The sequence below is a fragment of the Xanthomonas sp. SI genome, assembly GCF_014236855.1.
Classification (GTDB): Bacteria; Pseudomonadota; Gammaproteobacteria; order Xanthomonadales; family Xanthomonadaceae; genus Xanthomonas_A.
On sequence record NZ_CP051261.1, the window covers coordinates 2,282,480 to 2,295,850 of the forward strand.

Here is a 13,371-nt window from a genome sequence, read left to right on the forward strand (position 1 = left end):
ATGAGCATGCAGCCGCTGTTGCTTGCCGGCCATTGGCAGCCGTCGCTGGAAGCGCGCGGCAGCTTCCGCGCCGAGGATCCACGCGACGGGAATGCGTTCGGACCGGAGTTCCCGGTCAGCGGCGCCGCCGATCTGGAAGCGGCGCTGAGCGCGGCGGTGCTGGTCGCCGACGCGCTGGCCGCGGCAGCGCCCGAGCGCATCGCCGGATTCCTCGACAGCTACGCCGCGGCGATCGATGCCGACGTGGAGCAGTTGGTCGCGCTGGCGCATGCCGAGACCGGCCTGCCGGTGGAACCGCGCCTGGCCAAGGTGGAGTTGCCGCGCGCCAGCGGGCAGCTGCGCCAGGCCGCGCAGGCGGTGCGCAGCCATAGCTGGACGCAGCCGGTGATCGATACCGCGGCCGGGCTGCGCGCGCAGCTGGGACCGCTGCACAAGCCGGTGCTGGTGTTCGGCCCGAACAATTTCCCGTTCGCGTTCAACGCGGTGGCCGGCAGCGATTTCGCTTCGGCCATCGCCGCGCGCAATCCGGTCATCGCCAAGGCGCATCCGTCGCATCCGGCCACCAGCCAGCGCCTGGCGCAGCTCGCGCACCAGGCCCTGCTGGACAACGGCCTGCCGGCCGCGGCGGTGCAGTTGCTGTACCACTTCGACAACACGCTGGGCCTGGAACTGGCCGGCGATCCGCGGCTGGGCGCGATCGGCTTCACCGGCAGCCGTGCCGGCGGGCTGGCGCTGAAGGCCGCGGCCGACCGTGCCGGGGTGCCGGCGTACGTCGAGCTGTCCAGCGTCAATCCAGTGTTCCTGCTGCCGGGCGTGCTGGCCGAACGCGGTACCGCGCTGGCGCAGGAATTCTTCGCCTCGTGCACGATGGGCAGCGGCCAGTTCTGCACCAATCCCGGCATCGTGGTGGTGCCCGAGGGCGAGGACGGCGATGCGTTCGTCGCCGCGGCCAGCGCGCACTTCGCTGGCGCGGCGCCGAGCCTGCTGTTCTCGCGCGGCGTGCTCGAGCACCTGCAGCGCGGCGTGGCCACGTTGCGCAATGCCGGCGCCAGCGTGCTGGCCGGCGGCGACGCCGCGCCGGAGCCGGGCTATCGGCACGCGCCGACCCTGCTGGCGGTGTCGGCGCAGGACTTCCTGCAACAGCCCGAGGCGCTGCAGACCGAGGCGTTCGGCCCGGTCAGCCTGGTGGTGCGCGCCGCCGGCCTGGCGCAGATGACCGCGCTGGCGCACAGCCTGGAGGGCAACCTCACCGGCACCGTGTACCGTGCCGCCGACGGCAGCGACGACGTAATGTTCGCCGCGCTGGCCGCCGCGCTGCGGCCGCGGGTGGGGCGCCTGATCTGCAACAAGATGCCGACCGGCGTGGCGGTCAGTGCGGCGATGAATCACGGCGGTCCGTACCCGAGCACCGGCCATCCTGGCTTCACCGCGGTCGGCATGCCGGCGGCGATCCGTCGCTTCGCCGCGCTGCACAGCTACGACGGCCTGCCCGATGCGTTGTTGCCGGAACTGCTGCGCGACCGCAATCCCGGCGGCGTGCAGCGCCTGATCGACGGCCAGTGGAGCGTGGCCGACGTGGAGCGCGCGGCATGAGCGCATCCGCGCAGATCGGCGGGTTGAGCCTGGCCATGGCGCAGGCGCAGCTGGCGCCATGGCCGACCCAGGCGCCGCCGATCCAGCCGCAGGAATACCAGCAGCGGCTGGCGCGGGCGCGCGAGTTTCTGCGCGCGCAGGGCGTCGATGCGCTGCTGATCGGCGCCGGCGCCTCGCTGCGTTATTTCACCGGCGTGCCGTGGGGCGCCAGCGAGCGCCTGGTGGCGATGCTGCTGACCGCCGAAGGCGATCCGCTGCTGATCTGCCCGGCATTCGAGGAAGGCTCGCTGGACGCGGTGCTGCGCATCCCGGTGCGCAAGCGGCTGTGGGAAGAACACGAGGACCCGCATGGGCTGGTCGCCGAGGCATTGAGCGAACTCGGCGCGCAGGCGCTGGCGCTGGATCCGGGCATCGCCTTCGCCGTGCACAGCGGGCTGAGCGCGGTGCTGGACCGGGTCGCGATCCGCGACGCGACGCCGATCGTCGACGGCTGCCGCATGCGCAAGTCGGTGGCGGAACTGGCGTTGATGCAGCAGGCCTGCGACATGACCCTGCAGGTGCAGCGGTTGGCCGCCGGGCTGATCCACGAAGGCATCACCACCGCCGAACTGGTGCGCTTCATCGACCAGGCGCATCGCGCGCTCGGTGCCGACAACGGTTCCACCTTCTGCATCGTGCAGTTCGGGCATGCCACCGCGTACCCGCACGGCATCCCCGGGGTGCAGGCGTTGCGGCCGGGCGAACTGGTGCTGATCGACACCGGCTGCACCGTGCACGGCTACCACTCCGACATCACCCGCACCTACATCTTCGGCGAGCCGAGCGAGAAGCAGCGGCGCATCTGGCAGCTGGAGCACGATGCACAGGCGGCCGCGTTCGCCGCGGTGCGTCCGGGCGTGAGTTGCGCCGCGGTGGACCAGGCGGCGCGCGATGTGCTGCAGGCGGCGGGTCTGGGCCCGGACTATCGCCTGCCGGGATTGCCGCACCGCACCGGCCATGGCTGCGGCATGAGCATCCACGAGGCGCCGTACCTGGTGCGCGGCAATGCGTTGCCGCTGGCGCCGGGCATGTGCTGCAGCAACGAACCGATGATCGTGGTGCCGGGCGAGTTCGGCGTGCGCCTGGAAGACCATTTCTACGTCACCGAACACGGCGCGCAGTGGTTCACGCCGCCGTCGCCGGCGATCGACCGGCCGTTCGCCTGATGCAGGCGGCGGCCGCCGGCGCGGCGCCGCCGCAGAGGTTCCATTCGCTTACCGGAGTCCGTCGATGAGATTCGCCCGCCTGTTCGTCCCCTGCGCGCTGGCCGCGGCGGTGCTGGCCGCCTGCCAGCCGGCCACGCCGCCCGCGTCGCCGCAGCCGGCGGCCGCGGCGGGCGCGCCGAAGCAACAGCCGGCTCAAGCCTTCGCCGCCTTGCTCGACGCGCAGTGGCAGTACCAGCTCGAACACCATCCGGAGTTCGCCAGCATCATCGGCGACACGCGCTACAACGACCGCTGGAGCGATTATTCGCCGGCGGCGTTGCAGGCCGAGCAGCAAGCGACCGCGGATTTCCTGAAGCGTTTCGAGGCGATCGACGGCAAGGCGCTGTCGGCGCAGGATCAACTTAGCCTGCAGATGATGCTGCGCCAGTTGCGCGATCGGCTGGAAGCGATCGCGCTGAAGAACGACGAGATGCCGCTGGAGCCGGTCGGCGGCATCCAGCTGACGCTGCCGGGCTACGCGCAGGCGTTCCCGTTCGCCAGCGTCAAGGACTACGAGGACTACATCAAGCGCCTGCAGGCGATCCCGGCCTTGCTCGACCAGGTCGTGGCGCTGTCGCGCGCCGGTGCCAAGGACGGGCTGGTACAGCCGAAATATCTGCTCGAGCGGATCCCGGAGCAGGTGCGCGCGATCGCCGCGCCGGCCGGCGCCGACAGTCCGTTCGCGTTGCCGCTGAAGAATTTTCCCGATGCGGTGCCGGCGGCCGAGCGCGCGCGCCTGCGCGATGCGATGCTCGCGGCGATCGACCAGCAGGTGCGTCCAGCCTACGCCAAGCTGGCCGATTTCGTCGCCGACGAATACGCGCCGCAGGGCCGCGCGCAGGAAGGGCTGTGGTCGCTGCCCGATGGCGAGCGCCGCTACCGCTACGCGATCCATACCCAGACCACCACCGACAAGTCGCCCGAGCAGATCCACCAGATCGGCCTGGCCGAAGTGGCGCGCATCGAAGGCGAGATGAGCGCCATCGCCAAGCAGCTCGGCTATGCCGACCTGCCTGCGCTGCGCAAGGCGGTGGCGCGCGAGCGCAAGTTCTTCGCCAGTTCGCGCGAGCAGATCCTGCAGCGCTACCGCGACGACATCGCGCAGATGCAGCCGCAGTTGCCCAAGCTGTTCGGCAAATTGCCGAAGACGCCGCTGGAGGTGCGCGCGATGGCCGAGTTCCGCAGCACCGCGCCGGGCGCCGAGTACTGGCAGAGCGATGCGCAAGGCAGCAAGCCGGCGCTGGTGATGGTCAACACCAGCGACTACGCGCAGCGCACCCTGGTCAACATCGAGGCCACCGCGTATCACGAAGGCGTGCCCGGCCATCACCTGCAGATCTCGCTCGCGCAGAGCCTGCCGTTGCCGCCGTTCCGCCAGCAATCCAGCTACAACGCCTACGTCGAAGGCTGGGCGCTGTATGCCGAGCGGCTGGGCAAGGACGTGGGCTTCTACAAGGACCCGTACAGCGACTACGGGCGCCTGGCCGGCGAACTGCTGCGCGCCAACCGCCTGGTGCTGGACACCGGCGTGCACTACAAGCGCTGGACCCGGCAGCAGATGATCGATTTCTTCCACGCGCATCCGTCCGACGACGAACCCAGCATCCAGGCCGAGACGGACCGCTACATCGTGTGGCCGGGCCAGGCGCTGGGCTACAAGCTCGGCGAGCTGGACATCCTGGCGCTGCGCGAAAAGGCCAAACGCGAACTCGGCGCAGGCTTCGACATCCGCGCCTTCCACGACCAGATCCTCGGCGGCGGCGCGATGCCGCTGGACCTGCTCGATGCACGCATCGACGCCTGGATCGCGCAGGCCAAGGCCGGCGCATCCACCACTTCGGAGAAACCGCAATGAGCCCGAACTCCCGACTCCGTGCGCCGCTGCTGCTGGCCATGCTGTGCGCGCTGGCAGGGCAGGGCGTCGCCACTGCCGCCGAACCCGCGCGATCTGCGGCCGCCGCCGCCAGCAGCGACGCCGGCGCACGCTTCAAGGCGCTGTACCTGCGCGAGTGGAAATGGCGCCAGCAGCAGTCCGCCGGCGCCGACGACGAAGACAGCCAGGGCGAGGCCGCCGACCATCTGCCGAAGGTGGATCCGGCCACGCAGGATCAGCGCACCGCGTATTGGCAGCAGGCGCTGCGCGAGCTGGAGGCGATCGACCCGGCGCAGCTGTCGGCGCAGGACCAGGTGAACTACCAGGTCTACCGGCAGCAGTTGCAGGTGTTGCTCGACCAGCAGCACTTCCGTGCCTGGGAGATGCCGTTCAACAGCGACAGCGCGTTCTGGAGCGACCTGGGCTTCACCGCGCGCAGCACCCTGCATAGCCGCGAGGACTACCAGCGCTACCTCGGCCAGCTGGCCGACATTCCGCGCTATTTCGACGAGCAGATCGGCAACATGCGTGCCGGCCTGGCGCGCGGTTTCGCGCAGCCGAAGGTCACCCTCGACGGCCGCACCGAGTCGATCGCCGAAGTCGCGCAGGCGCAGGGCGAGAGCAACCTGTTCTACGCCCCCTTCAAGCAGATGCCGGCGACGATTCCCGCCGCGGTGCAGGCGCAACTGCGTGCGCAGGCGCAAGCGACCATCGCCAAGCAGGTGGCGCCCGCCTACGCCAAGCTGCTGCGCTTCATGCGCGAGGAATACCTGCCCAAGACGCGTCCGGCGCTGGCCATCGAGTCGGTACCCGATGGCGCGGCCTACTACCGTGCGCAGATCCGCGAATACACCACGCTGGACATGACCCCGGAGCAGATCCACGAAGTCGGCCTGAAGGAAGTGGCGCGCCTGCGCAAGGAGATGGACCAGACCATCGCCGACAGCGGCTTCAAGACGCCAGCCGGGCAGCAGACCTTCCCCGCGTTCCTGAACTACATGCGCACCGATCCGCGGTTCTATGCCAAGACCCCGGAGGAATTGCTGAAGGACGCGGCCTGGATCGCCAAGCGGGTGGACGCCAAGGTCGGCGACTATATCGGCCGCCTGCCGCGGCGCCGCTTCGCGATCGAACCGGTGCCGGCGGAGCTGGCGCCGTTCTACACCGGCGGCCGCGGCGGCCCCGGCATCTACCTGGTCAACACCTACGACCTGCCGTCGCGCCCGCTGTACAACCTGACCGCGCTGACCCTGCACGAGTCCTCGCCCGGCCACGCGCTGCAGATGCCGCTGGCGGCCGAGCAGGACAACCTGCCGGACTTCCGTCGCTACACCTTCATCTCCGCCTACGGCGAAGGCTGGGCGGTGTATTCGGAGTACCTGGGGCAGGAGATGGGCCTGTACGACACGCCGTACGACCGCTTCGGCTACCTGACCTACCAGATGTGGCGCGCATGCCGGCTGGTGATCGACACCGGCATCCACCACTACGGCTGGACCCGCGAGCAGGCGCAGGCCTATTTGCGCGACAACACCGCGCTGAGCCAGCACGAGGTCACCACCGAAGTCGATCGCTACATCGCCTGGCCGGGGCAGGCGCTGTCCTACTACCTGGGCGAGTTGAAGATCATCGAGTTGCGGCGCAAGGCCGAGGCCGCGCTGGGCGAGAAATTCGACATCCGCGCCTTCCACGACGCGATCCTGGAAACCGGCTCGGTGCCGCTGCCGGTGCTGGAGCAGCGCATCGATCGGTTCATCGCAGAGGGCGGGAAGTCGCCGTGGGCGCAGGAGGCGTCAAAGCAGTAGGCATGCTGAAGCCCCTCTCCCCCGGGAGGGGGCTGGGGTGAGGGTGCGGCGCGAAGCCTCATGCAGTCGTAACGACACGAGGCTTCGTCCGTACCCTCATCCGCCCCTTCGGGGCACCTTCTCCCGGAGGGAGAAGGGGGCAGGGAAGCTTGCAATTGGAGCAGGAAGCACCTGGATGCATCGCTTGAAGCCCCTCTCCCCCCGGGAGAGGGGTTGGGGTGAGGGTACGGCGCGAAGCCTCATGCGATCGAAACGACACGAGGCTGCGCCCGGACCCTCATCCGCCCCTTCGGGGCACCTTCTCCCGGGGGGAGAAGGGGACAGCTGCAGGTAGTTGGGAATCGGCTACAACCTTTCAAACGGGGGCACCATGACCACACAAGGCAAGTTCCACAAGCGTCTGAGCCTGACCGACCTGACCTTCATCGGGCTCGGTTCGATCTTCGGCTCCGGTTGGCTGTTCTCGGCCAGCCATGTGTCGGCCATCGCCGGCCCGGCCGGCATCGTGTCGTGGATCGCCGGTGGCGTGGCGGTGCTGCTGCTGGGGCTGGTTTATTGCGAACTGGGCGCGGCGCTGCCGCGTGCCGGCGGGGTGGTGCGCTACCCGGAGTACTCGCACGGCGCGCTGCTCGGCTGGCTGATGGGCTTCATCACCCTGATCGCGTTCTCCAGCCTGATCGCGATCGAGGTCGAGGCGGCGCGGCAGTACGCCGCCGCCTGGTTCCCGTCGTTGAACCAGGCCGGCAGCACCCATCCCAGCGTGGCCGGCTGGCTGCTGCAGTTGGCGCTGCTGGTGGCGTTCTTCCTGCTCAACTACTTCAGCGTCAAGACCTTCGCCACCGCCAACAACATCGTCAGCGTGTTCAAGTTCCTGGTGCCGGTGCTGGTGATCGTGCTGCTGATGGCCCACTTCAATCCGCAGAACCTGCACGTGCAGGGCTTCGCGCCATCGGGTGCGGCCGGCGTGGAGGCGGCGATCTCGGCCGGCGGCATCATCTTCGCCTACCTGGGGTTGACCCCGATCGTGTCGGTGGCCAGCGAGGTACGCGATCCGCAGCGCAACATCCCCATCGCGCTGATCCTGTCGGTGGCGCTGTCCACGGTCATCTACGTGCTGCTGCAGCTGGCGTTCCTGGGCAGCGTGCCGGCCGCGTACCTGACCCAGGGCTGGGGCGGTATCGACAAGGCGTTCGCGCTGCCGTACCACGACATCGCACTCGCCCTGGGCATGGGCTGGCTGGCGGCGCTGGTGATCTGCGATGCGATGATCTCGCCCAGCGGCACCGGCAACATCTACATGAACGCCACGCCGCGCGTGGTCTACGGCTGGGCGCGCAGCGGCGGCTTCCTGTCGGTGCTGACCCGGGTCGACGCCAAGTCCGGCATCCCGCGTCCGGCGCTGTGGCTGAGCCTGGCGCTGTCGGTGTTCTGGACCCTGCCGTTCCCGTCGTGGGAGACGCTGATCCAGGTGGTGTCGGCGGCGCTGGTGCTGAGCTATGCGGTGGCGCCGGTGACCGTGGCCGCGCTGCGCCGCAGTGCGCCGCAGCTGCCGCGGCCGTTCCTGCTGCGCGGCTTCGCCGTGCTCGGGCCGCTGTCGTTCATCGTCGCCGCGCTGATCGTCTACTGGTCCACCTGGAACACGCTGTCGTGGCTGCTCGGCCTGCAGGTCGCGATGTTCGCGCTGTATGTGCTGTACCGGCTGCCGAGCGCGGCCGGACGCGCGCAGCTGTGGCGGCAGGTGCGCGGCGCGCTGTGGCTGATCGGGTTCTTCGTGCTGGTGTTGCTGGTGTCCTACCTGGGCACCTTCGGCGGCACCGGCCAGATCGCGCATCCGTGGGACACGCTGAGCGTGGCGGTGATCGCGTTCGGTTGCTACCACTGGGGCGCGCGCACCGGGTTGCGCAGCGACGAGCTGGCGCTGGAAGAGGACGACGGGGAATAGGGTGTGCGCGCTTGTGTAGGAGCGGCTTCAGCCGCGACAGACTTGCTGACACATCCTGTCGCGGCTGAAGCCGCTCCTACAAAAAAAGCTGTTTCAGGGGGAATGGGAACGCAATGAACAGATTCGCTGCATCGATCGTGCTGGCCGCGGTGTCCTTCGCCGGCCATGCCCAGGCCGCGCCCAGTGCCGCCGACTACCAGCGCTCGCTCGGCCTGCGCGAGGCGTGGATGACGCTGACCGAGAACGTCGCCTGGCCGGCGCAATGGCGCGACGACGGCACGTTCTATTACCGCAAGACGGTGCCCGGCGGCTTCGCCTTCGTGCGCGAGGACGTGGCCACGCAAAGCAAGCAGCCGGCGTTCGATGCGCTGCGGCTGGCGCGTGGGCTGAGCGCCGCGACCGGGACCGAGTACCCGGCGCTGCGGCTGCCGTTCGACCGCTTCAGCTATGCGGCCGACGCCGGCCGCGACAACGCCGCGATCGTGTTCCAGATCGACTACGCGCCGTGGCGCTGCACGCTCGCCGACTATGTCTGTGCGCGCGCCGATGCCGGCCCGCAGCCGCGGCCGCGCGGCTTCGGCGTGGTCCGCGATCCGGCGGTGGCCGCCGACAACACGCCGCGGCGTTCGCCGGACGGGCGCTGGGATGCGTTCGCCGACGGTCACGATATCGTGCTGCGCAGCGTCGCCGACGGCCACGTGCTGCGCCTGAGCGACGACGGTCGCGCCGACGATTTCTACGATCCGGAAACGCTGGCCTGGTCCCCGGATTCGCAGCGGCTTGCGCTGTACAAGGTGCGTCCGGGTTTCGCGCGGCGGGTGACGCGGGTGGAGGCGGCGCCGCCTGGCGGCGGCCAGCCGCGCGTGCGTACCCAGCTGTATCCCAAGCCCGGCGACGCGGTGGATATCGAGCGGCCGGTGCTGTTCGATCTCGCCGGCGTGTCCGCGGGCGCCGGCGCGCGGCGCATCGCCATCGACGATGCGCTGTTCGCCAATCCGTACCAGCTGTCGCCGATCCAGTGGCGCACCGACGGCCGCAGCTTCGTGTTCGACTACGTGCAGCGCGGCTTCCAGCGCATGCGCGCGATCGCGGTGGACGCGGCCAGCGGCCGCGCGCGCGTGGCGGTGGGCGAGGACGCCAGGACCTTCGTCTACGCCGACCGCAGCTATCGCCACGACGTGGACGGACTCGGCAAGGAGATCCTGTGGATCTCCGAACGCGACGGCTGGCGCCATCTCTATCTGTTCGATGGCGAAAGCGGCAAGGTCAAGGCGCAGGTCACCAAGGGCGAATGGATCGTGCGCGACGTGCTGCGCGTGGACGACGCGCAGCGCCGCATCTGGTTTTCCGCCAGTGGCATGGATGCGGGCAAGGACCCGTACTACCGGCAGCTGTTCGCGGTGGATTTCGACGGCCGCCACCTGACCCGGCTGACCACCGCCGACGCCGACCACGACGTGGCCATCGCCGACGACGGCCGCCATTACGTGGACACCTATTCGCGCCCGGACCTGCCGCCGCTGATGGAGTTGCACGCCATCGACGGCACGCTGCTGCAGGTGGTGGAGCGCGGCGACATCGGCAAGCTGCAGGCCGCCGGCTGGCGCGCGCCGCAGACCTTCGTGGCCAAGGGCCGCGACGGTCGCACCGACATCTGGGGCATGGTGGTGCGCCCGCGCGACTACGACCCGCACAAGACATACCCGGTGATCGAGAACATCTACGCCGGCCCGCACGACAGTTTCGTGCCCAAGACCTTCTGGCCGTTCGGCTACCACTCCGGCGGCGACAAGCAGATCGGCATGCAGGCGCAGGCCGACCTGGGCTTCATCGTGGTGATGATCGACGGCATGGGCACCGCCAACCGCTCCAAGGCGTTCCACGACGTGGCCTGGAAGAACCTCGGCGATTCCGGCTTCCCCGATCGCATCGCCTGGCACAAGGCGCTGGCGGCCAAGGACCCGTCCTACGACATCTCCCGCATCGGCATCTACGGCGCCTCGGCCGGCGGGCAGAGCACGCTCGGCGCGCTGGAACGGCATCCGGACTTCTACAAGGTGGGCGTGGCGTTCGCCGGCTGCTACGACAACCGCATGGACAAGATCAGCTGGAACGAGCAATGGATGGGCTGGCCGGTGGACGCCAGCTACGCCGCCGCCTCCGGCGTGGACAACGCGGCCAAACTGCGTGGCGAATTGCTGCTGATCGTCGGCGAGCAGGACAGCAACGTCGATCCGGCCTCGACCGCGCAGGTGGTGGATGCCTTGATCAAGGCCGGCAAGGATTTCGACCTGTTGAACGTGCCCGGCGGCGAGCACACGGTAGGCCGCTCTACTGGCCCGATCGATTACGTGCAGCGGCGCCAGTACGACTTCTTCGTACGGCATCTGCTGGGCGCGCAGACGCCGCGCTGGAATGCGATTTCCGCAGGAGGAGCGAAATGATCGAACGCCATCCGCACGCCTTTGTAGGAGCTGCTTCAGCCGCGACAGATGTTTCCGAAACCAGAATCCATTCGGCGCCGGTGTCGCGGCTGAAGCCGCTCCTACAAAAAACGGCCTCATTGGTGCGCTACGCCGTGCTGGCCATGCTGCTGCCGCTGCTCGCCCACGCCGAAGACATGCCGCGCTACGTCAGCCGCGACGGCCACCACGCGCTGTTCGTCGATGGCGCGCCGTACAGCATCATGGCCGCGCAGCTGCACAACTCCAGCGCCTGGCCGCAGGTGTTGCCGCAGGCCTTGGACGCGGTGCAGGCGCTGCATGCGAACACGGTCGAGGCGCCGGTGTACTGGGAACAGTTCGAGCCGGAGCCGGGCCGCTACGACTACCGCAACGTCGACGCGCTGGTCGAGCAGAGCCGCGCGCGCGGGCTGCGTTTGATCGTGCTGTGGTTCGGCACCTGGAAGAACGGGCAGATGCACTACGTGCCGGAATGGATCAAGCGCGATCCGGCCACGTATCCGCGCATGCGCGACGCCAAGGGCGAGCCGGTGGATGTGTTGTCGCCGCATGCGCCGGCCAATGTGCAGGCCGACGCGCGCGCCTTCGCCGCGCTGATGCAGCACCTGCGCAAGATCGACGCCGGCCGCTACACGGTGATCGCGGTGCAGGTGCAGAACGAGCCCGGCGCGATCGGCACCGTGCGCGACCATGGCGACGCCGGCGAGCGCGCGTTCGATGCCGCGGTGCCGGCGGAAGTGCTGCAGCGGCTGGGCAAGCCGGCCGGCAGCTGGAGTCAGGTGTTCGGAAGCGATGCCGAGGAGATGTTCAGCGCCTGGAGCAACGCCAGCTACATCCAGCAGGTCGCCGCCGCAGGCAAGGCCGCGTACCCGCTGCCGCTGTACGTGAACACCTGGCTGCGCTACAAGGGCCGCACCAAGCCCGGCGAGGAATACCCGGCCGGCGGCGCCACCTGGAACGTGTTCGAACTGTGGCGCCTGGCCACGCCGGCGATCGACTTCATCGGCACCGACATCTACACCAGCGACTACGACGAATACACCAAGGTGGTCGGCCAGTACGCGCGCGCCGACAACCCGGCCTGGGTCTCGGAGACCGGTTTCGAGGCAGCCACCGCGCCGTACCACTTCCACGTGCTCGGCCGCGGCGGCATCGGTTTCTCGGTGTTCGGCATCGATGGCAACGAGGACACGCCGGAGAACCAGGCTGCGATCGCCGCGCATGCGGCCGGCTTCGGGCTGCTCGCGCCGTTGCAGCGCGAACTGGCCGCCGGCGCCTTCGCCGGCACCTTGCAGGCGGCGGTGGAGAAGGCGGGGGTGCCCAAGCAGAGCCTGCGCTTCGGGCCCTGGCAGGCGCAGGTGTCGTTCGGCGCGCCGGGCTGGGGCGAGGCGCCGGCGCTCCTGCCCGGCACGCCGCAGCACGATGGTCGCGTGCTGGTGCAGGAACTGCAGCCGAACGTGTTCCTGGTCACAGGTTTCAACTCCCGCGTTGAATTTGTGCGCGACCGGGCCGATGGCAAGTACGGGCAACTGCTGCGCGTGGAGCAGGGCCGCTATGTCGATGGCCAGTGGCGGTTCGTGCGCCTGTTGAACGGCGACGAGACCGACTACGGGCTCAACTTCCGGCGCAGCGATCCCTACGTGCTGCGGGTGACCGTGGGAACCTACTGACCTTGCGGCCGCAGTGCGGCCGCCCGACGAGCAAACGCGCATGAGTTCCATCGCCTCGGTGTCCTCGATCGCCCTGTCCGGCATGCGCGCCGCCGCATCCGGCCTGCAGGCGCGCGCGAACAATGTCGCCAACGCCGCCACCGAAGGCTTCCAGCGCCAGGTCACGGCCAACCAGGAAGCGCCCGGCGGCGGCGTGAGCGTGCAGGTGCAGGCGGCGGGCGGCGAGGGCAGCGACCTGGTCGACGACATGGTCGGCGGGCTGTCCGCACGCAACGATTTCCAGGCCAACGCGCGGGTACTGCGCGCGGCTGACGACACCATCGGCAGCCTGCTCGACGTCCTGGCCTGAGGCTGCGCGGCTCTTCCTTCTCCCATCGGGAGAAGGTGCCCCGAAGGGGCGGATGAGGGTACGGGCGCAGCCTCGTGCGCCCAAACTCCGCGAGACGCTTTCGCGCCGGACCCTCACCCCAACCCCTCTCCCGGTGGGAGAGGGGCTAGCGGCTCTCCCTTCTACCCTCGGGAGAAGGTGCCCCGCAGGGGCGGATGAGGGTACGGGCGAAGCCTCGCGCACCCAACTTCGCGAGACGCTTTCGCGCCGGACCCTCACCCCAACCCCTCTCCCGATGGGAGAGGGGCTAGCGGCTGTTCCTTCTCCCACCGGGAGAAGGTGCCCCGAAGGGGCGGATGAGGGTACGGGCGCAGCCTCGTGCGCCCAAACTCCGCGAGACGCTTTCGCGCCGGACCCTCACCCCAACCCCTCTCCCGGTGGGAGAGGGGCTAAG

8 protein-coding genes are annotated in these 13,371 nt (G+C 69.4%); all 8 read left to right on the plus strand.

The features are described 5' to 3' along the window. Positions 1-1,593, plus strand: coding sequence for an aldehyde dehydrogenase family protein (locus tag HEP75_RS09470; protein WP_185826245.1), 1,593 nt, complete (start codon positions 1-3; stop codon positions 1,591-1,593). Continuing rightward, a complete protein-coding gene (locus tag HEP75_RS09475) occupies positions 1,590-2,798 on the plus strand; it encodes a Xaa-Pro peptidase family protein (RefSeq protein ID WP_185826246.1) in 1,209 nt (402 codons plus the stop codon). The genes HEP75_RS09470 and HEP75_RS09475 overlap by 4 nt, the downstream gene beginning before the upstream one ends. Positions 2,799-2,862: 64 nt before the next feature. Beyond that, the gene (locus HEP75_RS09480) at positions 2,863-4,692 is read left to right on the plus strand and encodes a DUF885 family protein (RefSeq protein WP_185826247.1); all 1,830 of its coding nucleotides are present in this window, start codon (positions 2,863-2,865) and stop codon (positions 4,690-4,692) included. Next, entirely contained in the window at positions 4,689-6,515 is a 1,827-nt protein-coding gene (locus HEP75_RS09485; protein ID WP_185826248.1) for a DUF885 family protein, read from the plus strand. Before HEP75_RS09480 ends, HEP75_RS09485 begins: the two co-directional genes overlap by 4 nt. Before the next feature lie 370 nt (positions 6,516-6,885). Further along, complete coding sequence (locus HEP75_RS09490) at positions 6,886-8,457, plus strand: APC family permease (RefSeq protein ID WP_185820439.1); 1,572 nt, start codon at positions 6,886-6,888, stop codon at positions 8,455-8,457. Positions 8,458-8,570: 113 nt separating this feature from the next. Continuing rightward, complete coding sequence (locus HEP75_RS09495; protein ID WP_185826249.1) at positions 8,571-10,901, plus strand: S9 family peptidase; 2,331 nt, start codon at positions 8,571-8,573, stop codon at positions 10,899-10,901. A 143-nt stretch (positions 10,902-11,044) separates the two neighbouring features. Beyond that, on the plus strand, positions 11,045-12,589 hold the full coding sequence (locus HEP75_RS09500) for a DUF5597 domain-containing protein (protein ID WP_255424095.1): 1,545 nt from the start codon (positions 11,045-11,047) through the stop codon (positions 12,587-12,589). A 40-nt stretch (positions 12,590-12,629) separates the two neighbouring features. Further along, positions 12,630-12,938, plus strand: coding sequence for a flagellar basal body rod C-terminal domain-containing protein (locus HEP75_RS09505; RefSeq protein WP_185813239.1), 309 nt, complete (start codon positions 12,630-12,632; stop codon positions 12,936-12,938). Positions 12,939-13,371: the final 433 nt, after the last annotated feature.